Source organism: Frankia sp. BMG5.23, assembly GCF_000685765.2.
Classification (GTDB): domain Bacteria; phylum Actinomycetota; class Actinomycetes; order Frankiales; family Frankiaceae; genus Frankia; species Frankia casuarinae.
This window is the reverse complement of sequence record NZ_JDWE01000052.1, coordinates 1-22,234: the sequence shown is the minus strand read 5'-3', so window position 1 is coordinate 22,234 and position 22,234 is coordinate 1. Positions and strand designations below refer to the sequence as shown.

Below are 22,234 nucleotides of genomic sequence, written 5' to 3'. Positions count from 1 at the left end.
CGCCGCTGCGCGACGGTAATCCCGCGTGCCGCCCGTGGGCCGCCCGCGATCTGGTGACGTTCGGCACAGTCGGGCCACACCCCGGAAAGATCGACATTGGTTCCCATCAAAATACCTTGGCGTAAGCCGTGGTCGGCGGCGAGAATAGCAGCGGATGGGAGATCTTCCCCACGCCGCCGCGCGCCTGGAAGGCCGTACCGTGGTAGGGTCCGGCAGTCGTAAGATCATTTTTATTCATCTCTCGGAAACGCCGGCCGACGGAGTGCTTTGGGTGCTTACCGACCCCGGCGAGTAGCATGCGATATCTCTGTCGTGCATGCGACATCGTCATGAAAGGTCGCGGATCGTTCGTATCATGAAGCCAGCCAGTGAAAGGGCCTCGCTGAGTGCCGGCGCGCTCTTCGCGAGTCAGTCGGCGCTGGTCAGACGTCTCTGCAATCGCCGCCGAGTCATCGGGCCTGGCGCCTGCGACTGGAAAGCAGCCGTGGCGCGTGGACCTCAGCTCTCCTTTCGGCCCGCTGGCCCGTGGACCGTAACCACCCTCAGGAGGAGCATGTCCATTCAGTGAAGCGAGACCAGAAGACTGAAGGTCGGTTCGAGCGAGGAGCCCACGAGCATGGTGGACAGCATCAATGCGTTCATGATCTTCGGTCCTCTGGAGATCATTCTCAAAGGAGAGATCATCTCGATTGAGTCCGGAAAGCTCCGCACCCTGCTGGCAGCCCTCCTGCTGGACGCGGGCAGCGTCGTCGGCTCCGATCGGCTGATCGACTGGTTGTGGGACGACCACCAGCCAGCGAACCCGCGGGGAGCGCTACACACGTACATTCGGCGGCTCCGTCAGCTCCTGGGCGACCCGAAGATGCTGAGCACTGTCAGTAGCGGCTACCGCCTGAACCTCGGGACGGCGGTCCTGGACCTGCAGCAGTTCCGCCGGCTGATCAGGGGGGCCGAGGAGACGGCGGACCCGCAGGCTCAGGCGAAACTGCTGACCGACGCGCTGGCGATCTGGCGCGGCCCCGCGCTGGCCGACGTGCCCTCCGAGTCCCTGCGCCGGGAGAAGGGCGCGGCGCTGGAGGAGGAAAGGATGTCCGCGCTGGAGTCCCGCTTCGAGCTCGAGGTGCGCTTGAACCGAGCCGCCCAGATTGTCCGCGAGATCCGCCTCGCGGCTATCGACAATCCCTATCGGGAGAAGTTCTGGGAGCTGCTGATGCTGGCCCTGTACCGGGCCGGCCGGCAGGCCGAGGCACTGGACGTCTACCAGCAGGTGCGCACGCTGCTGGTAGACGAGCTCGGCATCGAGCCCGGCAGCGGCCTGCGGGACCTGCACGGGCGGATCCTCGAGTCCGACCCGCAGCTGTGCCTGCCGGATCGGTCCGCACCCGACGCGGCGACGCCGTCCACAGTGCCGGCCCAGCTCCCCGCCGACGCGATCGGGTTCGTCGGCCGGCAGGAGCTGATGGACCAGCTCACCGAGGCCTTGCGCCCGTCTGGGACGCGCCCGGGCGTACCGGTCGTCGTGTTGTGCGGGCCGCCCGGAATCGGCAAGACGGCGCTGGCTGTAAGTCTCGGCCACCGGTTGCGGCCAGCGTTCCCGGACGGGCAGCTGTACGTCAACCTGCGCAGCCACGAGCGGCTCGGCCAGGACCCGCCGCTCACTCCGGAGCATGTGCTGCCGCAGTTCCTACGCAGCCTCGGCGTTCCGCCGGGCCAGATCCCGGTCGAGCTGGCCGAGCAGGCGAACCTGTTCCGATCGAAGGTCGCCGGCCGACACGTGCTGGTGATGCTCGACAACGCCTCGAGCATTGACCAGGTGATGCCGCTGTTGCCCGGCGACGCCGGTTGCTCCGTCATCATCACCAGCCGACGGCACCTGGGTGGCCTGGTCGCCACGCTGGGCGCGCAGGTCGTCCAAGTGGGCACTCTGAGCCCCGAGGAGTCCCGCGAGCTCGTCGAGGGCATGTTGCGCAACGTCGCTGTCCCGGTGGATCCTGCGCTGATTCCGGAGGTGGTGGCGCTGTGTGCGTATCTCCCCCTCGCCCTGCGCATCGCCGCCGCCAATCTGATCAGTTTCCCGGGCGGCCACGCCGACGAATACGTGGACAGCCTGCGCACGGGCAACCGGCTGGCGGCGCTTACCGTGGACGACGACCCGGTCTCGGCGGTGTCCAACGCCTTCGCGCTGTCCTACGACTCGGTCGGGCCGGACGATCGCCGGTTGTTCAGCCTGGCCGGGCTCTTCCCCGGGCCCGACTTCTCGGCCAATGCCGTCGCTGTCCTGGCAGACATGAGCACAGCCCAGACCCGCAACTCGTTGAACAGGCTCACGGTGGCGAACCTGCTGCAGCAGCAGGCGCCCGGCCGGTACCAGTTTCACGACCTGCTGCGGGAATACGCTTACAAGCGGGCAGGCGACCATTTCACTGCCCAGGAGATAGCGGCGGCAGTGGACCGTCTCGGCCTGTGGTACCTGGTCGGCACGAGAAACGCGGTGGATATCCTGCACGTGGAGTTCCTCCGGCTCCCGCTGCCGCCAGAAACACGCTCCGTGATCGACGCGCCGGAATTCGTCGACGAGAGCCAGGCGATGGCCTGGCTGCTCGCGGAGTGGCGCAACGTCCTTGCTTGTATGCGCGCGCTCGACGGTTCCTGTTCAAGCCATCTGACCTGGCATCTTTCCGATGCGCTCCGCGGGTTCTTCTGGACCGGAAGATATCGGACTGAATGGTCGGAGGCGGCGCACGGCGGTCTGATTGCGGCCGGTCGGAGTAAGGACAAGCTCGGCATGGCCGCGATGCACCGCAGTCTCGCCAACCTGTATAACACGCTAGGTGACTATCGTCAGGCGATAAACCACCTTGCTGAAAGTGTCGCCCTGCACACCGACCTCGGCATGTCCGAGGAGGTGGCCGCCATCCTGAACAACCTCAGTCTCGCCCATCTGAGTCTCAGCCAGGTCGATCAGGCCGAGCGCATCGGGCAGGAGGCCTTGGCGATCGCCCGGGAAGTCGGGTCCCCGCGGACCGAGGCCGCCGCGCTTGGACTACTCGGCCAGATCCACTGGGCTCAGGGCGACATGACTGTGGCCACGACCTACATCACGTCGTCGCTGCGGGCCGCCGGCGAGCTCGGGCTGCATCACATCACCTCGTACAGCCTGAGGAACCTGGGCCTGGTACGTGAGGCGTTGGGAGATCTGGACGCTGCGAAGTCCTGCTTCTCCCAGGCTCTTGAGGTCTCCACGCGTATCGACTCCTTCTACGACCGGAGCATCTCGCTCTACGGGCTCGCGCTGGTGCACCACGATGTCGGTGACAACCAGGCCGCGCTTGAGTTCGCCGAGCAGGCGCTGGGCGCCTTCCAGGAGTGCGGTGACCGGACCTTTGAGGCGGAGACCCTCTGCATCATGTCGGGGATCAACGCCGAGCGCGGGGACTGGACCGCATCCATCCAGTGCGCCCGGCAGGCATTCGAACGGGCAAACGCCATCGACTACACCGACGGGAAGGCCTACTCGCTCGTCCGGATCGCGCTCGCGGACGACCACTTCGGCCGTGCCGCCGCCGCGGCGCTGCACGCGGCAGACGCCTTCGCCCTGGTGGCCGGCACCAACCGGATCACTCAGCGCAGGATCCTGGTAGACCTCGGGCTGATGTACGCCGAGCAGCAGGAGTTCGAGCGAGCCACCGAATGCGCACAACGCCTGCGCACCATCTCGGAGGAGACCGGGCAGCTTCTGGGCGCGGCCGAGGCGAAAAGGATTATGGCCCTGGTCACGCGCCGGTCGAACCTTTTGCCATCCGCCGAACCCCTCCGGAACGAAGCGTCGTAGACCGTCGGCTGGACCGCGTGCCTGATACAACCCGGGTGCGCGGACCGCGCGACATCCGGCCTTTCTCACCCTCTGATCATGCGCCCCTCGGCGGAACTGGTCTGATACGCCGGCGTGGTCCCGCTGATGTCAACCGCCAGCCAGCCGTCAGCGGCACGAAAGGATGGTCGGGGTAGCTTTGTCCTGCGCAGGAAATATGCGCCCAGTACAAGCAGATGCCGTCCTGGCGACGGGCGCAGCAATCAGCGGAAGAAATCCCGCGCAGGACCCCAGCGAAGGATCCGTAGATGCCGGCTGACACTGAGATCGCACACACCGAGGACTCTCTCCGCGAGCTGCACTTCATGCAGACGGTCGACCGTTCCCTCATCCACCGTCACGCGCTTTCCGAAGTGTTCCTGACCGACACCGTGCCCACCGGTGCGACGTCCTACCTGGCTGCCGCCCAACTGCCGTCGTCCCACGCGTACTTCACCGACCACGTCCGACACGGCGCGGTGGATCCACTGCTTCTGCTGGAATGCTCACGCCAGGCTGAGACCTACGGCGCCCACGTGCATTTCGGCGTGGCACGGGACACCCGGTTCGTCCTGAGGTCGTGGTCCATGCAGCTGCCGGGGCTGTTCGCCATCCGCACCCGAGGCGCCAGCGAGCTGACGATGGCGGTCGGCACGCGCCCACTCGTCGGCGACCGGCCGACCAGTCGGTCGCTGGCCTACGACATCCGGCTTTCCCTGGACGGCGTGGCCATCGGCGACACCCGGATCGCGGTGGGCTACCTGTCTGACTCCGCCTACGAACACGTGCGGGCGCTCCGCCGGGGAAGCGCGCCGCACACATCGGACGACATCCGGCCCACGCCCGCGACGATCGCGCCGGCCGCTGTCGGGCGAGCCAGCAGCGTCAACACAATCCTCGTGGATCCCGTCCAGTTCGCTGGCGGGGCCACGGCCACCATTCGGGTGCCCGTCGACAACCGCAGCATGTTCGACCACGCACTGGACCATTTCCCCGGCATGGTACTCACCGAGGCGGCCCGGCAGCTGTGCCTGTGGTCCGGCGCGGACCTGCTCGGCGTGCCGGCCACCGCGGCCACCGTCGTCGCCTTCGACCTGGCCTTCACCCGGTTCGCCGAGCTGGATGTGACAACCACCGTGGCAGCGGTCCACCAGCATGAGGACGTGGTCGGCGGGTCCACCTTCGCCGTGTCCTTCCAGCAGAACGACGCCGTCATCGCGGCGGGAACCATGACCATCTGCCCGGTTCCCACCAGTCATCTCACCGACGACTGAACCCACAGCCGCACACAACGCCAGCTGCACAGGGCGAGGACGGGCACCGGCGGTGGCGCCGCGGGCCCGGGAGGAGAATGCGATGGGCCGATCGATCTTCATCACGGGCGGGAGCCGGGGCATCGGCCTGGCCGCCGCACGGTCGTTCGCCGAGGGGGGCGACCGGGTCGCCGTCGCCGGCCGGTCGGGGGCCGCCCCGGAAGGCGTGCTCGGTCTGCGCGCGGACGTCAGGGTACCTGGCGACGTCGAGCGTGCGCTGCGAGAGGCGGAGGAGGCGCACGGAACGGTCGAGGTACTCGTCGCCAACGCGGGCATCACCATCGACGTCCCGCTGCTGCGGATGTCCGACGAACAGTTCGAGACCGTGGTCGACACGAACCTGGCCGGAGCGTTCAGAGCCGTCCGGGCCGCCGTCGCCAGCATGCTTCCGGCCCGGCGTGGGCGAGTGGTGTGCGTGTCGTCGGCACTTGGTTTCCTCGGCTCCCCCGGGCAGAGCAACTACGCCGCGTCCAAGTCCGCCCTCCTCGGCATGGCACGGTCCGTCGTGTGGGAGCTCGGGAACCGCGACATCACCGTGAACGTGGTGGCACCGGGGATCATTGACACCGACATGACCAGGCCGCTGACCGAACAGCGCAGGCAGGAGCTGATGCGGATGACCCCGCTGCGCCGGATGGGGACAGTGGACGAGGTCGTCGCCGCCATCCGGTTCCTCGCCAGCGACGAGGCAAGCTACGTCACTGGCACCGTCCTCCCCGTCGGCGGCGGCATCGCGATGGGCCTGTAGGCGCAACCCCGACCGGGTGCGGACAGTCCGCGCCGCCGTCAGGTGCGGGCCGCGGCCAGCAGATGCCGGGTGTACGGGTGCGCGGGGCGCTCGAGCACCTGCTCCGCGCCGCCGATCTCGGCCACCTGCCCGTCCTTCATCACCAGGACGCGGTCGCTGACGTGCCGGATCACTGCGATATCGTGGGAGATGAACAGCAGGGCCAAGCCGAGTTCGTCGCGCAGTCCCGCCAGCAGGTCGAGGATCTGGGCCTGCACCGACAGGTCGAGCGCGGACACCGGTTCGTCGCAGACGAGGACCTCGGGTGACGGCGCGAGCGCACGCGCGATCGCCAGCCGCTGACGCTGCCCGCCGGACAGCTCGCGAGGGTGGCGTCGCAGCACCTGTTCGGACAGCCCTACCTGGTCGAGGAGTGCGACGATCCGATCTCGTCGCGCCCGGCCCCGATCCGGACCGGACATGGCGTCGCCGACGATCCGCTCGGCGGTGTGACGCGGGTCGAATGAGCTCAGGCAGTCCTGGTGGACGGCCTGTATCCGGTGCCGCCGAGGCCTGCGGTCACGTTCGCGTACCCGGCTGGGCGAGGCGGTCGCCGCCGCGGCCGCCACCCAGGGCGCGCCGGCGAACCGGACGGTACCCTCGTCCGGTTCGAGCAGGCCGAGCACGATGCGGGCCAGCGTGGTCTTGCCGGACCCGGACCCACCGATGACGCCGAGTGTCTCGGCGGCACGAAGCTCGAACGTCACGGCACGGACGGCGTCCCGCCACCCCCCGTCGGGATCGCGGAAACGTTTGGTGATGCCGGTGGCTTCGACGAGAGCCTCGGCGGTGTCCCTGCGGGCCGGGGCGACGACCCGTGGCGGTCCGGCCCGCTCCGTTTCCGTTCCGGGCCGCCAGCACAGGACGCCGGGTTCGAGACCCGGGTGATCGGGGCGCGGCAGTTCCTCGCGGCACCGGTGGTCGGCGAGTGGGCAGCGCACCGCGTATGGGCAGCCGTCCGGCCCGGCCGGTGGACGGCGCGGCAGGTCCGGGGACAGCACGGTGCCCCGCGAGTGCCGCGAGGGGGCCGCCGCGAGCAACGCGCAGGTGTACGGATGCCGTGGACCGCCAAGCACGTCGACGGCCGGTCCCTGCTCGATGATCCGCCCCTCGTACATGACCGCCACCCGGTCGGCGACGGCGGCCACCGTGGCAAGATCGTGACTAATCAACAGCAGGGCGACACCGCCGCGTACCAGGCCGCGCAGCACCTCGACGATCCGCTCCCGGGAGGCGGCATCCAACGCGGTCGTGGGTTCGTCGACCAGCAGCAGGTCGGGTCCGGCCGCGACCGTCGAGGCGATCAGGGCCCGCTGTCGCAGACCGCCAGAGAGCTGATGCGGGTACTGCCCGGCGCGCCGGGCCGGCTCCGGCACCCCCACCTGCCCAAGCGTCGCGACGGCCCGCTCGCGGACGTCGCGACGGGCCACGATCCGGTGGACGCGCAGGGGCTCGGCCACCTCCGCTCCCACCGTCCGCAGCGGATCCAGGGAGGCCAACGCGTCCTGGGGCACCAACCCGATCCGGCGGCCTCGCAACACCCGCCACCCCGGTTCGGTCAAGGCGGTCAGATCCACGCCCTGCAGGTCCAGCCGGCCAGCACGGACCATCGCACCGCGCCCGGCCAGTCCGATCAGCGTCCGGGCGAGCACGCTCTTGCCGGCACCGGACTCGCCCACGACCGCGAGACACTCGCCGGGACGGACGGCGATCGACACGTCCCGCACCGCACGCACGCCGGCGACGCCGTCCCGAAACGTCACGTCCAGCCGCTCGACGACCAGGGTCGGCTCGGCGGCGGTCACGTCCGGGCTCATCCGCCGCGCCGGACAAGCCGCTGCTGGGCCCGGCGGCCGGCGGCCTGGACGGCGAGCACGGTCAGCGCGAGCGCCGCACCCGGGCACACCCCGACCCACCACGCGGACCGTAGGAAGTCCCGGCCTTCCGCCAGCATCAGACCCCACTGCGCGGTGGAGGGCTGCGGGCCCAACCCGAGGAAGCTCAGCCCCGCCACGTACACGATGGCCGAGCCGACCCCCGTGGTCGCCAGCGCCAGCGCCGGACCGAGCGCGTTTGGCAGCACGTGGCGCACGACCAGCGCCATCCGGCCGACGCCGAGTCCGCGGGCCGCCTCGACGTAACCCGCTCGGCGGGCGACCATCGCCTCGGCGCGGACGAGGCGGCCGTACAGAGGCGTCAGCGCCACCACCGTGGCAATCATGGTCCTGCCGCTGCCGGGCCCGAGCACCGCGATGACCAGGAGGGCGAGCATCAACGGGGGTATCGCGATCAGCACATCCATCACCCGGGTGAGCACCAGGTCGACGAGGCGCCCGCCGAGCGCCGCCGCGAGGCCCAGAGCCGCACCGATCCCCACGGCCAGCGCGACGGAGCCGACGCCGAGCAGCAGGGACGCCCGGGCACCATGCAGCACCCGGGCGCACACGTCCCGCCCGAGCTGGTCGGTCCCACACCAGTGCGAGCCGCTCGGCGCTGCCAGCACGCCTGACGGGTCGACGACGGTCGGCGAGGCGCCCGTGAGGATCCCCGGTGCCGTCACCGCCAGGGCGATCACCAGGAGGATGCCAGTGAGCAGGATCGTCGACGCGCGGGCGACGAGACGCGGCGCGGGCCGGTCAGACAGCGTCGGAGGCGCTGCCAGGACGTTGGTCACCGGTCCATCACCTCGATCCGAAGCCGCGGGTCGAGGACGCGTTGCAGCAGATCCACGACGGTGAAGACGACGGCCGAGACCAGGGCCGATGTGAGGACGACCCCCATCACCACGGGCATGTCCCGGTCGATGACGGCGTGCACGGTCAGCGCGCCGAGCCCCGGGCGGGCGAAGACCGTCTCGACGAGGACGGTGCCGGCGAGCAGCGTCCCGGCGAGCCAGCCGCCGAGGTTGAGCGCGCTTGCGGCGGCGTGGCGCAGGGCGTGGCGCATTGTGACGCCGGTGGGGCTCAGGCCGCGGGCCCGAGCGGCGGCGGCGAACGGCTGCGCGAGGGCGGCTTCCAGTCCCTCCCGCAGCGTCCGGGAAAGCGCGCCGGCGGCCGGCATGGCGAGGGTCACCGACGGCAACACAAGGCTGGCCGCGCCCTGGGCCCCCGCTCCGGGGAAGATCCGCAACTGGAACGAGAACACGCTCACCAGCACGATGCCCACCCAGAACGAGGGCACGGACAGGGCCAGTGACTCCCAGGCCATCGCCGCGGCGCGCAGTCCCGGTCGGCGGCCCGCGGTCGCGACGGCGATGGCCACCCCGGTCAGGACCGCGAGCACCAGCGCCGCGGCCGCGAGTTCGGCCGTGGGTCGCAGCTGATCCACGATCACCTCGCTGACCGGCTGCTGGAGTTGATACGAGGTACCCAGGTCGCCGCGGGCGAGATGGCCGAGATAGTGGACGTACCTCAGCGGAGCCGGCTCGCCGAGACCGTACTCTGCCTGGATTTCCGCCCGTACCTGGGGCGAGGCGGACGTTCCCGGCCCTAGCAGGACCGCCACCGGATCGCCCGGGGCCAGCTGCAGCGCGGTGAAGGTGAGCGTGGCGGCGCCCAGCAGTACCGCGGCACCGGAGAACAGGTGTCGCAGCAGGTGTCGCAGGACGGTCCGGCGGCGCGCGGGTTCGGGGGCGGGGCCGCGATCCTCCGTCGCCGGCGCCTGCTCGAGGACATGCATGTCGCCTCCAGACATCCGCCGCGCTACCCGGAGACGCGCCAGGCATCGAAGAAGAGCGGCCAGGCGTTCGGGTCGACGCCGATGCCGTCGACCCGTCGGGCCACGCCCAGGATCGAGCTGGGCGTGTAGAGCGGGACTACAGCCGCGCTGGCGAGCACGTCGTGCTGGACCCGCCCGTACAGGTCGTCGCGGGCCGTCCGGTCGAGGCTCTCCGCGCCGTCGACCGTCAGCCGGTCCACCTCCGCGTCGGCCAGCTGCGCCATGTTCTGCCCGCCAGATGCCGGGGAGCTGGCGGAGTTGAAGAACAGCCGCAGCACATCCGGATCAGCACGGCTCCAGCTGAAGTCCAGCATCTGCGCCTTGTTGCTGTAGGAGAGCGCCAGGTAGGTGCCGACGTCGAGACTGGGACGGGTGACCTCCACGCCCAGCTTCCGCAGGTCGGCCTGGATCGCCTGGCCGAGCACATCACGCTGGTCGCGCAGGTACGTCGGCACGACCGGCCAGGAGATGCTCAGCCGCCGGCCGTCGCGCACGCGGAACCCGGCGCCGTCGCGCCTGGCCCAACCGGCCTCGTCGAGCAGCTGGCCGGCTTTGACTGGGTCGTAGGGCCAGCTCTGCCTGACGGTCGCGTCGTAGGAGGGAGTGACGTCCGTCAGCGGGCCCCAGGCTCGCCGGTACTGACCGAAGTACACGGCGCCGACATTCCGGTCCACGTTGATTCCCCGCTGGATCGCGGTGCGGACCCGGCGGTCGGTGAAAGGCGCCAGCGACGTGTTCAGGTAGAGACTGTAGGGGACTCCCGGCACGTCCTTCCGCAGCAGCCGCAGATTCCGGTCGGCGCCGACGGACCGCGCGTCCGCCGGTGGCACGGCGGCGGCGACGTCGACCTGCCCGCTGGTCAGCGCGCCGACCCGGATGGAGTTCTCCTTCAGGATGCGGATGACGATCCGGTCGAGGTAGGCGGGGCCGGAGTGCCGCGCGGTCGCGGGCGCCCAGTCATAGGCCGGATTCCTGGTCAGGACGATGCGCTGGCCTCGGGTGCGACTGGTGACGGAGAACGGCCCGGTACCAACCGCTCGTGGCCCGCCCGCGCACAGCTGCGCGGCGTCGGTGGCGAGGACCTTCGGCGAGTAGAAGCCGAGATAGGTGGTGCTGGCGGCCTGGAGGAACGGGGCGAACGGCCGGCTGAAACGCACCCGTACGGTGTAGAGATCGACGACGTCGGTGCCGGCGTACGGGCCGAGCAGGCTCGCGGCGTACTGCGACCTGGTCTGCTTCGCGACGATGTGCGCGAAGTTGGCCCGCACCGCCGCCGCGTCGAAGGCGCTGCCGTCGGTGAAGGTCACGCCGTGGCGCAGATGAAAGGTGTAGGTGCGCAGGCCGTCGGTGATGTCCCAGGACGTCGCCAGCCAGGGGTGGAAATGACCGGCGTCGTCCTGCGCGACGAGTGAGTCGAAGACGTTGCGGAGGACGCTCGCGGTGACGTCCTGCTGGCTGGCGTGGATGTCGAAGCAGGTCGGCTCCGCGTCGATCGCGTAGGTCAGGGTTCCCCCGCGCACGGGTCGACCACCGCCTGCGGGAACCGCGGCGGTGTCGGGACCGCACCCGGTGAGCAGAAGTATCGCCGCGACAACGAGGAGTCCGAGCGCGGACCGTACGGACACGATGGGGTGCACAGCAGAGCTCCGGGGGTCGAGGGCCGGTGTGGTCAGAGGGCCGCGGGCGGGACGTCCGCGGCCGTCGCCCCCCGCCGGTCGGACGTCCCGCCCGCACCGGGTGACCGCACCTGCCCGGCGGGATGCGCCCCGGCCTCGCGGAGATGCCGCGTCACGAGCCCGTGCACGAGCGGGCACCACTGCGGGGGAAAGATGTGGCCCAGCTCGTCGACAACCACCAGCCGCGCGGCGGCGATCTCGCGGGCCAGCGTTTCGCCGTGCGCGAGGGGAAAAACGGTGTCGCGCCGGCCGTGCACCACCAGGGCCGGCACCCGGATCGCGCCGATCCTCGCGGTCAGCGGCGGCGTGCGGTCCAGTGCCCGCAGATGGTTACTGCCAAGGTCCGAGCCCGCCTCCCGTCGCATCGAGCGCTCGACCAGGTCCCGCCAGTAGGTCTCACTGAACGGCGCGCCGGCCCCCACGAGCACGCGCCAGCCGCGCACCGCCGCCGCGACGCGCGCCGCTCTGGTCGTCGGCGGGTTGTCGTTCAGCGCGGCGACGTGGTCGAGCAACGGCCGCTCCGGACCGGGCAGGCCGGTCAGGGGCGGCAGATGGACGTCGCCGTTGGCATCCGGGGAGCAGGACAGCAGGACCAGGGAGCGAACCAGGCTCGGCTCCTCCAGCGCGAGCAGCTGGGCCACGATGCCGCCCGCGGACTGGCCCACCACGTGTGCGGATGCCAGTCCCAGTCCGGTGATGACGTCCGCCGCGTCCCCGGCGAGCGTGGACAGGTCATAGCAGGAAAGGCGGGAGTCGGTCTTCGTGGACAGACCGACGTCACGATGGTCGTATCGGACCACCCGGTACCCGGAATCGGCCAGCATCCGGCAGAGCGCGTCGGGCCAGGTGATCCCCTGCGCGGGCCCGCCCATCACAAGCAGAATCGCGGGATCCGCTGACCTGCCAAAACTTTCGGTCCATAGCATAAGATCGTCTCGTGTCCGCACAAACCGTTCCATCTGCGTCTCTCTGCTAGCGTGCGCGTGTCTGGCAATCCCCGACGGGTCACGTGTGGAGGCGGCGGCGATGCCCGGTTACCGGCGCGGCGAGACAACAGCCCTCGTGCTGGTGGATCTCCAGCACTGGATCGTCGACATGCCGTGGGCGCCGATCCCGGGTACCCAGGTCGTCGACGCCTGCGTCCGGCTGCGTGACGGCCTGGCCGACGCGAAGGCGACGACGGTGATCGTGCGTTATCTGCGTGCCGACGGCCGCGACGGTGGGCCCCAGGCCGCGCCGAACCAGCTCGTCGCCGCCCTGGCGCCGCGGCCCGGCGACCTTGTCGTCACCAAGGACGGCCTGGATGCCTTCACGGGCACCGGCCTGGCCGGGCTGCTGCGCGAACAGGGCCGCACCAGGCTGGTGATCGCGGGCCTGTCCACCGCGCACGGCGTGTCCGCCACCGCTGGAACGGCGGTGGCGTCGGGCTTCGACGTGGCCGTCGTGTCCGATGCCACCGCGAGCGTGACGGTGGCGGAGCACACCGGAGCGCTCGATCAGCTCGCGCGCGCGGGCGCGGCGATCTGCTCGATGGCGGATATCCTCGCGCCGTGAGGCGTCACTGGCTGCTGCTGCCCGTGGGCCGAACGACGTAGACGACCCGGTACTGGGCGTCCGGTGGCGGACCGTCCAGCGCCATCGCATAGCGGTCGGCCAGCGTCATGAAGAACGTTCCGGCCGAATCCGGGTCGATGCGTTCCACCACCCCGCGGATTTCGAGGTACCGGTATGGCTGGTCCGGGTCGTTGATGGAGACCGCCACGTGTGGATTGGCCGTCACGTTTCGGTACTTGTACCGGACGGTCGTGTTCGTGAAACAGAGGAACTCGCCGTCCCAGGAAAACCACATGGGATTCACCTGCGGCTGCCCGTCGGGCCGGATGGTCGCCAGATGGGCGAAGAGCGGCCGCTCCAACAGGTCGCGGTGGCTGTCCGGAATGATGGTCACGTTTTTCTCCTCAGGTCGCCGAGGCCGTCAGGCTGCCTCGTCGGCGGTGCGGTGAACAGTGCGGTCAGTCGGGTCCGCACCGGTGCGGCGTCACGGGAGGCCGTGTCGACATGCCCGTCCGGGCGCACCAGGGCGGCGACAGCGCCCCGCGCCCGGCCGTTTCCGTCGAGCACCCGCACGTCCACCCGGTCCGCGAAGTGGTCGCGGCACAGGTCCGCCAGTGCGTCGAACGAGGCGCCGCCGGAACCGTGCCGCTCGGGCCGCGAGATCAGCAGGGTGTAGCGCAGGTCGTCGAGCTCGGACCGCAGCGGCAGCGGGATCAGTGCGCCCGGCTGGAATCCGGCCACCGCGCGGCCCTCCGACGCCGCCACCCGGTACCTGGTGCGCAGGCCGGCCAGCCAGGGAACGTAGGAGATGTCGAACAGTCGTAGGGCTGAGGCGGCCCGCAGCAGCGTGTCCCGAAGCGCCACCTGGTAGCCGCGGCGCAGCAGCCAGATCCGCGTCTGCACGTCGGCCTGGCGGACGACCGCCCGGGCTACCTGCCCACGCTCCGCCGCGTAGGTGTCCAGCAGATCCGGATCCGCCCGGCCGTGCCAGACGAACGCCATCTTCCAGGCCAGGTTGTGCGCGTCGGTGACGCCTGTGTTCAAGCCCTGCCCGCCGGCCGGGCTGTGGATGTGCGCCGCGTCCCCCACCAGGAACACGTGCCCGACCCTGGTCCGCTCGGCCTGCCTGGCGTGCACCGAGAACACGCTGAGCCAGTCCGGGTCACGCAGGACGATCCCGCCCGGGCCCCGCTCGTCGACCAGCCGCTGGACGGCGTCGAGGTCGGCTCCCTGCTGGGTGAAGTCCGGTGGCGCGGAGGTGAAGACCCGCCACCGGCCGGAGGGCAGCCCGCAGGCGACCAGGATGCCGCGCGTGGAGCAGAAGTAGTGGGTCATCGTCGGATCGAGTGCGGTGTCCGCCAGCGCGTCGGCCACCACGAAGCGCAGCTCATAGGTGTCGCCGTCGAAGCCGATGCCGAGCTGGGCCCGGACCGTGCTGCTCGCGCCATCGGCGCCGACCAGGTAGGCGAACTCCTCGATCCGCTCCGCGCCGTCCGGATACCGCACCCGCACCCGCACCCGGTCGTCGCACTGGTCGAGGTCGAGCAGTTCGGTGCGCCATTCCGGCGAGCCGCCGAGGCCGGTCAGGACCTCCCGCAGTACCTCCTCGACGCCGGGCTGCGGGCAGATCAGCGGCCGGGTGGCCGTCCGGTAGCGCAGGTTGGCGATGACCTTCCCCGAGGAGTAGTAGCGCATCTGCGTCTGCGGCAGGGATCTCGATGCCAGCGCCTCATCGCCCCCGATCCGACGGATCAGTTCACGGGTGCGTGGCCACACCCCGAGTGCCTTGGACAGGGTGCTCGGCCCGCCGGCCCGGTCGATGCAGCGCACCGGCACCCCGCGCCGGGTCAGCTCGATCGTGGCCATGAGACCGGCTGGTCCGGCGCCGGCGACCAGCACCGGCAGCCGCGGTGCCGACGGCGTCATGCGTCCACCGCCACGGTGACGGGCTCCGCCTGCTCGGTGGTGGTGACGCCAACCTCCCGCGGCCGCAGCAGCAGATGAAGCACGACCCCGGTGGCGGCTCCGATGCCGACCAGCAACCACAGCAGAACGTGGATGCCGTGGGTGTAGCTGCGCGTGAGCAGGTCGAGGAAATCGGCGCGGGCGGTACCGGTGAGGCCGTCCGCCGCGCCGGTGAGGTTCCCGCTGACCGCCTTGTTCGCGATCGTGGCGGCATCGGCACCGCCCGGCGGGACCGCCGTCGCCGGCAGGCCCGCGGAGATTCTCCCCCGGGTCACATCGAGCACCAGGGCCCCCATCGCCGCGATCGCCACCGCCTCGCTGGCCAGCCGCACGGTGTTGAACATGCCGGCGGCGGTACCCGCCTGTTCGGGCCGCACCGAGGTGATCGCGACACCGTCGACCAGACCGGCCGTCATGCCCATGCCCGTACCGATCAGGAACAGCGGCCCGATGAGGCTGACGACCGCGATGTCCTGGTCGATGACCGTGAGCCAGGCTGCACCGCCGGCGGCCACCAGCATGCTCAGGCTGAGCACCAGCCGGGTGGACAGCCCGCGCCGGACCAGGTTGCTGACAACCAGCGGCACCACCAGCACAGGCAGGGTAAGCAGCATCATCGTGTCACCGGCGCGGCCGACGGACATCCCGCGGGCACCGGTCAGGTAGGCGGGCAGGAGCACCACCAGGCAGACGAACCCGAAGGACAGGGACAGCGGCACCAGCGAGGCGGCCAGGAAGCGCGGCTGGCCGAACAGACCGAGGTCGAACATCGGTCGCGCCTGGCGCAGTTCGGCGACGACGAACAGCGCCATGAGCACCGCCGCCGCAACGAGGAGCAGCACCGTGCCGGCGCTGCTCCAGCCCCACTGCGGCCCCTGTACGACACCGAGCATCAGCAGCAGCAGGCTCAGCGTGAAGGAGGCGATGCCCGGCCAGTCGAACCGGATCGCGGCGGGATTGCGCGACTCCCGCACCATCGGCACCGCGACGGCCACCAGGACCATGACCACCAGGTGCGAGGCGAACACGCCTCGCCAGCCGAAGGCGTCCACCAGCAGCCCGGCGGTCGACGGACCGAGAGCCAGCCCGGCGCCGGCCGCCGAACCGAGGATGGCGAACGCCCTGGCCTGCGCCGCGCCCTCGAACGTGGTGGCGAGGATTGCCGACCCGGCCGTCATGACTGCGGCCGCGCCGACCCCGGCCAGCGCCCGGGCCGCATCCAGCACGATGATGTCGGACGTCAGCACACTCACCGCGCTCGACAGGCTGAACAGGGTGAGGCCGGCGACGAACAGCCGCTTGCGACCCAGGATGTCGGCGGCCGAACCGCATGCCAGCATGGAACACGCGAAGGCCAGGTTGTAGGAGTTGACCACCCACTGCAACGGAGCGTACCCGGCGTGCAGGTCGACACCGATCCGCGGCAGGGCGACGGACGTGCCGGTCAGGGAGGCCGGCAGGGTCAGCACGGCCAGGCAGACCGCGATCAGAACAATCACCGGGCGGCCGCGGCCGCCCACGGAAGGCGCATTCATGGCAGAGGTCCTTGTTCCCAGAACTGGTGGGGCCGAGTAGGGCGAAAAGAACGGAGGGGACGGGTGGCGCGGAGAAGGACGCGCGACCGGGTCAGGCCGCCGGTCGGCCGACGGCCGCGCAGGAGAAGCTGAAGCCACCGCCGGCGCCGATCACCAGGGCGAACTCGCCCGGGGCGAGCAGGTCCTGTTCGACGATCGCGGCGAGGTTCGCCCCCATGTCGCCCGCGCCCAGATGCCCGGTCTCCGCGCCGAGGTCCACGATCTTGGCGGTGGTGGCGTTCTCAACGGCCGGGTGATAGGTCTCCTGCCGCACCTTGAGACCGACCCGGGGCAGGGCGATGAGGCGCAGCCGCGGATCGTCGGAGGTGAGGCCGCTGTCGGCGAGGCAGTCCGCGATGATGCGACGGAGCGTCGCGTGCACGTCCCGGAAAAAGCCGGCGGTGCCGACGTCCTCCATGAAGGCCTTCTTCGTCCGCCTCACGTCCACTCGCTCGCTGAGCCACCGGCTCGCCGGGGTGAAGGGGTCGCGACCGCGGTGCAGCCCCTCAGCGGCGGAGACCGCCCCGCTGGCCAGACCGAGCAGCGTCAGCTCGTCCACCGCGTCGTCCCGCTCGTGCAGGAGCATGGCCGTCGCGCCGTCACCGTAGAAGACTCCGTAGTCACCGCTCCAGCGGTCGAATCCCTCGTCGCGGAAACAGTCGGCCGTCGTCACCAGCGCGGCGCCGGTCGTGCTGTCGGCGAGCAGGCGGGCGCAGGCCGCCTCCAGGGCGACCCCTCCGCCGTTGCACATGACCTGGATGCCCAGCGGGACGCTGCGGCGGGCACCGAGCTGATCGGCGATGTAGTGCGCGGGCGACCAGAAGTCGTGCCCCTGGTGATGGATCCAGGCGTGCGCGCTGAAACCGAGGCGGCTTCCGTCCCAGCCGGCGGCGTACAGCGCCGCCCGCGCGGCCCGGACCGCCATTTCCGGCGCCGCGACATCCCGCGCGACCGGTACCCGGATGACGGCGGTGTTCGCCAGGTCCTGTTCGCTGATGTGGCCCTGGCCGATCGCGTCTCGGGCGGACACGGTCGCGTCGGGCAACCACGCTCGGACCGCTCGGAGACCGAACCCCGATCTGAGGTACATCATGCCTTCCCATTGCCTCGTGTCGGAATGCCGGGAAGAAGGTCCCAGCCGCGCTCGGCCGCATGGGCGAGGAGAACCGGGTCCTGTCCGACCACGCCGGCGTGGCCCACGGCCGCGAGCATCGGCAGGTCCGAGGAGTGATCGCCGTAGGCGACGCAGAGCCGCCCGTCGACGCCGAACTCGGCGAGCAACGCCCGGGCCGCGGTGGCCTTGCCCTCACCGATGACGGTGCGGACCACCCGGCCGGTGTACCGGCCGGCACGGACTTCGGGGACCGTACCGAGCACCTGATCCGCCCCGAGGTGTTCCGCGATCGGGTCCAGGCAGGCCGAGAACGATCCCGACACCAGGACGATGATCGTCCCGGCGGCCTGGAGTCGGCGCAGCACCCGCACCAGCTCGCCGTGGAAGAGCGAGCCCCCCACCATCTCCTGTTGGAACCACCGCCGGCCGCTTGCGGCCACCTCGGTCTCCCGCTGGCCAGCGAAGACCTCGTAATAGAGCCGGTTGGTCTCCCCGCGTGGCACCCCGTCGGCCGCGAGCCGGTGCAACCGGTCCGCGATCTGCCGGTACCGGTCCGGCGCGCCGAGGTGGAACTCCAGAAAACTGAGCATCCCCTTGACGGTGATGAGTGTTTCGTCGACGTCGAAGAACGCGATCCGGGCGGGATCGATGCCCATGGCGACTCAGTACCTGGTGCCGACGGCCGCCGGCACCGCGTCGAGATCCGCCAGGTCTTCGCCGCTCAGGACCAGGTCCGTCGCCGCCACGTTCTCCCGCAGGTAGCGAGGGTTCTTTGTGCCGGGAATGGGGACGACCTGACTGCCGTGGGCCAGCGTCCAGGCGATGGCCACCTGCGCCGGCGTCGCGGAGTGACGCTCCGCCACCTCGCGGACGACATCAACGATGCGCTGGTTCGTCACGATCGCGGGTCCGCGGAACCGCGGGTTGGTCGCCCGGAAATCGGAGTCCTCGAAACGGTCGACGTGCAGGGTACCGGTGAGGAAGCCGCGGCCCAGCGGGGCGAACGGCACGAAGCTCACCTCGTTGTCGGCGCACCATCGGACGACGTCGCTCGCCTTGTCCGGCCCGAGCGGGTCCCGCGTCCACAGGGACAGCTCCGACTGGATCGCGGTGACCGGGTGGATCGCGTGCGCCTCGACGGCCTGCGCCACGCTGACCTCGGAAAGGCCGAGGAAACGCACTTTGCCCTCGGCGACCAGCTCGGCCATCGCCCCCCAGGTGTCCGCGAGCGGGACGGCCGAGTCGACGCGGTGCAGGTAATACAGGTCGATGACTTCGGTGCCAAGCCGGCGCAGGCTCGCCTCGATCGCCGTGCGCAGATAGGCGGGCGACCCGTCGAGATGTGACCTCCGGGCAGCCAGGTCCTCGATCACGATGCCGAACTTCGTGGCGACGACCACGTCCTCGCGCCGACCGACGGCGGCCCGGCCGAGCAGCTCCTCGTTGTGGCCGGCACCATAGATGTCCGCGGTATCGAGCAGGGTCACGCCGAGGTCGACGGCTTCCCGGATCACCTCGACCGAACGGTTGTCGTCGAGTTCGGACTCCTTGTAGAGCCAGCTCATCCCCATGCAGCCCAGGCCGATCCCGCCGACCTCGACCCCGGTTGCGCCGAGTTTCCGTACCTGCATCCCACGTTCTCCTTTCGGACTCAGGCGGCGAGGAGCACCAGCGCCGCGTTGTGACCGCCGAATCCCAGCGAGGTGCTCAGCGCCACATCGAGGGACGCGGTCGTCGCCGTGCCGGCGACGACCGTCAGGTCGACCGCGGGATCCAGGTCGGTGAGATTCGCCGTCGGCGGGACGGCGCCGTGGCGCAGCGCCAACGCGGTGAGACCGGCCTCGATGGAGCCGGCTGCGGCCAGGGCGTGGCCAGTCACCCCCTTGGTCGACGTCACCAGGGGACGCTCGCCGAGGGTCCGGCGCAGCGCCCTGGCCTCGGTGACGTCGTTGAGCGGCGTCGACGTGCCGTGCGCGTTGACATGGTCGACGTCGTCGCCGGCGATCCCCGCGTCTCGCAGAGCCGCCCGCACCGCCCGCTCGATGCCCGCCCCGGCCGGATCAGGCGCAGTCGCGTGGTACGCGTCCGACGAGGCTCCAAATCCGCTGACCAGGGCGTGGACGTCGGCCCCGCGGGCGCGGGCGTCGGCGGGCCGCTCAAGAACGAGGATCCCAGCGCCCTCACCGGCGACGAACCCGTCCCGGGCCACGTCGAACGGGCGCGACGCGGCGGCCGGGTCGTCACGCCGGGCCGACAGCGCGCCCATCCGCTGCAGGCCGGTGATCGCACCCGCGGACAGGGCCGACTCGGCACCGCCGGCTATCACGACGTCGCAGGTGTCGGACCGCAGCAGGTCCCGGGCGAGACCTACGGCGGTGGAGCCGGACGCACAGGCCGTCGCCGTGACCAGACTTGGGCCGAGCGCCTGGCAGTCGATCGCCACGCAGCCCGCGACCATGTTCGCCATCCCCATAGGGATCATCAACGGCGAGACGTCCTCCGGCGCGCCTTCGACGAGAGAGCGGTGCTGCCGTTCCCAGGTGTCGGTGCCGCCAAGCGAGTTGCCGATCACCACGCCGACGCGCGCGCCGTCCCACGTCCCCGGGTCCAGCCGGGCATCGGCGATCGCCTGGCGAGCGGCCACGATCGCAAGCTGGACGAACCGGTCGAGCCGCCAGGCCATGGCTCGGCCCAGCAGCTTCGTCCCGTCGAAGTCCGGCACCCGGCAGGAGAAGTCGACCGGGAGACCGGCCAGGGCCGGGTCCCGCGCCGCCGTGGACACCCCGGAACACACCCGCTCCCAGGTGGCGTCCGTCCCGATGCCGGCGGCGCTGACCAGGCCCAGACCGGTGATCGCGGCGTCGAACCGGGCCGGCGAGGAACCGGTCACACCCGGCTCCCCTTCGCCTCGACCAGCCTGGCGGTCTCGGCCAGGGTGGTGCCGGTCTGCAGGGCGTCGTCGTCGAGCGACACCCCGAGCTCCTTCCTGATGATCAGGAGGAACTCGATCAGACCGAGAGAGTCGAGCATCAGCTGCTCGTAGGTGCTGTCGGGCGTGACGCCCTCGGCGACGACACCGAGCCGGGACACGAGCAGGTCGGTGAGCGTTCCTTCCAGCGCGTTCATGATGTTCTCCGATCAGCGGGCCGCAGCCGGTACGGGCAGCGCGGCGGGAAGGGGCGGACGAGTCGGGAGCGGGAGCCCGGGCAGCGGCTCGACGGACAGGGACGGGAGCGTCAGCCCCGCGGCTCCCCAGGTGAGGCCGCCACCGAATCCGCAGAGCATGACCTGGTCATCCGGTTGCAGGTGACCGGAGACGACGCCGTCGACCAGGGCGAGTGGGATGGACGCCGCAACCGTGTTCGCGACCCGGTCGAGGTTCACCACCAGCCGTTCCACGGGAATCCCGAGCTCGAGTGCGACGGCGTGCAGGATGCGGACGTTCGCCTGATGCGCGATGACACGGTCGATCTCGCCGACCGACCAGCCGACGCGCTCGGCCACCTTCCCCGCGGACTCGCTCATCCGGATCACGGCGTTGCGGAAGACGGAGCGCCCCTGCATGTCGAAGAAGTAGTCGTCCTCCGGCGCGAGCAGCCCCATCGAGCGCTGCTCGGAGCCACCGGCCGGCACCGTGATGAGGTCGGCCTGGGAACCGTCGCTCCCGAGGTCGAATCCGAGGATCGCACCCCGCTCACCGGCCTCGCCGGCCCGCAGGACGACGGCGCCGGCACCGTCACCGAAGATCGCCCTGGTGGTGCGGTCCCGCGGGTTGAGGATGGTGGAGAACGAGTCGGCCCCGATGACCAACGCGGTGTCGACCGATCCGCTTGCGATCATCGTCGCGGACGTGGCCAGCGCGTAGACGAAACCACTGCACACCGCCGCGATGTCGAAGGCCGGTGCCTCCCCGAGCCCGAGCCTGCTGGCGACTTCGGGAGCCGTCGCCGGACAGGGGTGATCCGGCGTGCTGGTCGCCAGCACCACCAGGTCCACCCTCGACCGGTCGGCGGACCTCAGCGCGCGCCGCCCCGCCTCGATCGCGATACCCGACGTTGCCATGCCCGCGTCGACGACGAACCGCTGGCGGATTCCGGTTCGCGTCCTGATCCATTCATCGGTCGTGTCCAGTTCCTCGGCGAGCTGGTCGTTGGTCACCAGCCGGGGCGGCACCCAACCGCCCAGCCCGGACAGCACCGCGGCGCGGGCCGTCAAGGTAGGATCCCGCGTGTCGTACCGGCACCTTCTCGCGTCGAAAGTCGGCCGAAATCCTGTTCGACACCGGTCCGTGTGGTCATTACCGTCATTGCCGATTTCCCCTTCCAGCGGAGAGGATGTAGTCGTCGCGCATGGCCTCGCGGCGCCGGATGCGGCACGCCCGACCAGGCACTGTGGACAGCGACGACGTTAGCCGCGCGATCTTTCATCCCACTGACGGACTCCTTGCGGCCATCGTAAGAGTTCGGTGATGGCGTGGGTGGGCGGGCCGAAGGCCCGGCCGGTGTTGCCGGTCGGGTGGTTTTCGGCTTGTGGGTGGGGTTAGGGCTCGGGCCCGTCGGGTGGGCCGTCCTGGGGNGGGTCGGTGCTGGGAGGGCTGCCGGTCTGGGTGGTGGTCTGCCAGGTGAGGAAGGGTTCGAGGGCGGGGCCGGCGGGTGCTTTCCCGCCGGCTGTGGCGCAGGCGTTC

Annotated in this window: 18 protein-coding genes; 4 read left to right on the top strand and 14 right to left on the bottom strand. The window is 70.6% G+C overall.

Annotation, left to right across the window (positions count from 1 at the left end; genetic code table 11):
- Positions 1-616: 616 nt before the first annotated feature.
- From BMG523DRAFT_RS17995 to fabG, 3 genes are all read left to right on the top strand, one after another.
- Positions 617-3,832, top strand: coding sequence for a BTAD domain-containing putative transcriptional regulator (locus BMG523DRAFT_RS17995; protein WP_083494866.1), 3,216 nt, complete (start codon positions 617-619; stop codon positions 3,830-3,832).
- 287 nt (positions 3,833-4,119) lie between these two features.
- Positions 4,120-5,124 (top strand): AfsA-related hotdog domain-containing protein, encoded by a 1,005-nt coding sequence (locus tag BMG523DRAFT_RS17990; protein ID WP_023841856.1) that lies wholly within the window; start codon positions 4,120-4,122, stop codon positions 5,122-5,124.
- Between the two features lie 82 nt (positions 5,125-5,206).
- Positions 5,207-5,911 carry a 3-oxoacyl-ACP reductase FabG gene (gene fabG / locus BMG523DRAFT_RS17985; RefSeq protein ID WP_011436539.1) on the top strand — a complete coding sequence of 235 codons (705 nt, stop codon included), beginning with the start codon at positions 5,207-5,209 and terminating at the stop codon, positions 5,909-5,911.
- A 38-nt stretch (positions 5,912-5,949) separates the two neighbouring features.
- On the opposite strand, the gene BMG523DRAFT_RS17980 is transcribed toward fabG, so the two are convergent.
- Genes BMG523DRAFT_RS17980 through BMG523DRAFT_RS17960 form a run of 5 tightly spaced genes read right to left on the bottom strand, consistent with a single transcriptional unit; the run spans position 5,950 to position 12,269 of the window.
- Positions 5,950-7,767: an ABC transporter ATP-binding protein gene (locus tag BMG523DRAFT_RS17980; protein WP_023841855.1), complete on the bottom strand. Its 1,818-nt coding sequence runs from the start codon at positions 7,765-7,767 to the stop codon at positions 5,950-5,952.
- The gene (locus BMG523DRAFT_RS17975; protein ID WP_011436537.1) at positions 7,764-8,624 is read right to left on the bottom strand and encodes an ABC transporter permease; all 861 of its coding nucleotides are present in this window, start codon (positions 8,622-8,624) and stop codon (positions 7,764-7,766) included. The genes BMG523DRAFT_RS17980 and BMG523DRAFT_RS17975 overlap by 4 nt, the downstream gene beginning before the upstream one ends.
- Positions 8,621-9,628: an ABC transporter permease gene (locus tag BMG523DRAFT_RS17970; protein ID WP_023841854.1), complete on the bottom strand. Its 1,008-nt coding sequence runs from the start codon at positions 9,626-9,628 to the stop codon at positions 8,621-8,623. Before BMG523DRAFT_RS17970 ends, BMG523DRAFT_RS17975 begins: the two co-directional genes overlap by 4 nt.
- 23 nt (positions 9,629-9,651) lie before the next feature.
- The gene (locus BMG523DRAFT_RS17965) at positions 9,652-11,292 is read right to left on the bottom strand and encodes an ABC transporter substrate-binding protein (protein ID WP_235463213.1); all 1,641 of its coding nucleotides are present in this window, start codon (positions 11,290-11,292) and stop codon (positions 9,652-9,654) included.
- 44 nt (positions 11,293-11,336) lie between these two features.
- Positions 11,337-12,269 (bottom strand): alpha/beta fold hydrolase, encoded by a 933-nt coding sequence (locus BMG523DRAFT_RS17960; RefSeq protein WP_160323729.1) that lies wholly within the window; start codon positions 12,267-12,269, stop codon positions 11,337-11,339.
- Positions 12,270-12,369: 100 nt separating this feature from the next.
- On the opposite strand from BMG523DRAFT_RS17960, the gene BMG523DRAFT_RS17955 reads away from it, so the two are divergent.
- Positions 12,370-12,897 carry a cysteine hydrolase family protein gene (locus BMG523DRAFT_RS17955; RefSeq protein ID WP_023841852.1) on the top strand — a complete coding sequence of 176 codons (528 nt, stop codon included), beginning with the start codon at positions 12,370-12,372 and terminating at the stop codon, positions 12,895-12,897.
- 4 nt (positions 12,898-12,901) lie between these two features.
- Here the strand turns inward: BMG523DRAFT_RS17955 and BMG523DRAFT_RS17950 are convergent, their stop codons facing one another.
- From BMG523DRAFT_RS17950 to BMG523DRAFT_RS17910, 9 genes are all read right to left on the bottom strand, one after another.
- Positions 12,902-13,291 carry a PPOX class F420-dependent oxidoreductase gene (locus BMG523DRAFT_RS17950; RefSeq protein WP_011436532.1) on the bottom strand — a complete coding sequence of 130 codons (390 nt, stop codon included), beginning with the start codon at positions 13,289-13,291 and terminating at the stop codon, positions 12,902-12,904.
- On the bottom strand, positions 13,288-14,823 hold the full coding sequence (locus BMG523DRAFT_RS17945) for an FAD-dependent monooxygenase (protein ID WP_011436531.1): 1,536 nt from the start codon (positions 14,821-14,823) through the stop codon (positions 13,288-13,290). Before BMG523DRAFT_RS17945 ends, BMG523DRAFT_RS17950 begins: the two co-directional genes overlap by 4 nt.
- Complete coding sequence (locus tag BMG523DRAFT_RS17940; RefSeq protein WP_023841851.1) at positions 14,820-16,397, bottom strand: MFS transporter; 1,578 nt, start codon at positions 16,395-16,397, stop codon at positions 14,820-14,822. Before BMG523DRAFT_RS17940 ends, BMG523DRAFT_RS17945 begins: the two co-directional genes overlap by 4 nt.
- Positions 16,398-16,488: 91 nt before the next feature.
- Positions 16,489-17,481, bottom strand: a complete 993-nt coding sequence (locus BMG523DRAFT_RS17935) for a 3-oxoacyl-[acyl-carrier-protein] synthase III C-terminal domain-containing protein (RefSeq protein WP_160323728.1) — start codon at positions 17,479-17,481, stop codon at positions 16,489-16,491.
- Between the two features lie 44 nt (positions 17,482-17,525).
- Positions 17,526-18,206 (bottom strand): HAD family phosphatase, encoded by a 681-nt coding sequence (locus BMG523DRAFT_RS17930; protein WP_011436514.1) that lies wholly within the window; start codon positions 18,204-18,206, stop codon positions 17,526-17,528.
- Positions 18,207-18,212: 6 nt separating this feature from the next.
- Positions 18,213-19,181 (bottom strand): aldo/keto reductase, encoded by a 969-nt coding sequence (locus tag BMG523DRAFT_RS17925; RefSeq protein WP_011436513.1) that lies wholly within the window; start codon positions 19,179-19,181, stop codon positions 18,213-18,215.
- A 20-nt stretch (positions 19,182-19,201) separates the two neighbouring features.
- On the bottom strand, positions 19,202-20,440 hold the full coding sequence (locus BMG523DRAFT_RS17920; protein ID WP_011436512.1) for a beta-ketoacyl synthase: 1,239 nt from the start codon (positions 20,438-20,440) through the stop codon (positions 19,202-19,204).
- Positions 20,437-20,676 carry an acyl carrier protein gene (locus BMG523DRAFT_RS17915; RefSeq protein ID WP_011436511.1) on the bottom strand — a complete coding sequence of 80 codons (240 nt, stop codon included), beginning with the start codon at positions 20,674-20,676 and terminating at the stop codon, positions 20,437-20,439. Before BMG523DRAFT_RS17915 ends, BMG523DRAFT_RS17920 begins: the two co-directional genes overlap by 4 nt.
- Before the next feature lie 12 nt (positions 20,677-20,688).
- Complete coding sequence (locus tag BMG523DRAFT_RS17910) at positions 20,689-21,765, bottom strand: beta-ketoacyl-ACP synthase III (protein WP_011436510.1); 1,077 nt, start codon at positions 21,763-21,765, stop codon at positions 20,689-20,691.
- Between the last annotated feature and the right edge of the window lie 469 nt (positions 21,766-22,234).

Bases quoted from the DNA above. Each gene is read 5' to 3' on its own strand.
- BMG523DRAFT_RS17995 (WP_083494866.1), top strand. From the start codon at position 617: ATGGTGGACAGCATCAATGCGTTCATGATCTTCGGTCCTCTGGAGATC.
- BMG523DRAFT_RS17990 (WP_023841856.1), top strand. From the start codon at position 4,120: ATGCCGGCTGACACTGAGATCGCACACACCGAGGACTCTCTCCGCGAG.
- fabG (WP_011436539.1), top strand. From the start codon at position 5,207: ATGGGCCGATCGATCTTCATCACGGGCGGGAGCCGGGGCATCGGCCTG.
- BMG523DRAFT_RS17980 (WP_023841855.1), bottom strand. From the start codon at position 7,767: ATGAGCCCGGACGTGACCGCCGCCGAGCCGACCCTGGTCGTCGAGCGG.
- BMG523DRAFT_RS17970 (WP_023841854.1), bottom strand. From the start codon at position 9,628: ATGCATGTCCTCGAGCAGGCGCCGGCGACGGAGGATCGCGGCCCCGCC.
- BMG523DRAFT_RS17960 (WP_160323729.1), bottom strand. From the start codon at position 12,269: ATGCTATGGACCGAAAGTTTTGGCAGGTCAGCGGATCCCGCGATTCTG.
- BMG523DRAFT_RS17955 (WP_023841852.1), top strand. From the start codon at position 12,370: ATGCCCGGTTACCGGCGCGGCGAGACAACAGCCCTCGTGCTGGTGGAT.
- BMG523DRAFT_RS17945 (WP_011436531.1), bottom strand. From the start codon at position 14,823: ATGACGCCGTCGGCACCGCGGCTGCCGGTGCTGGTCGCCGGCGCCGGA.
- BMG523DRAFT_RS17940 (WP_023841851.1), bottom strand. From the start codon at position 16,397: ATGAATGCGCCTTCCGTGGGCGGCCGCGGCCGCCCGGTGATTGTTCTG.
- BMG523DRAFT_RS17930 (WP_011436514.1), bottom strand. From the start codon at position 18,206: ATGGGCATCGATCCCGCCCGGATCGCGTTCTTCGACGTCGACGAAACA.
- BMG523DRAFT_RS17925 (WP_011436513.1), bottom strand. From the start codon at position 19,181: ATGCAGGTACGGAAACTCGGCGCAACCGGGGTCGAGGTCGGCGGGATC.
- BMG523DRAFT_RS17915 (WP_011436511.1), bottom strand. From the start codon at position 20,676: ATGAACGCGCTGGAAGGAACGCTCACCGACCTGCTCGTGTCCCGGCTC.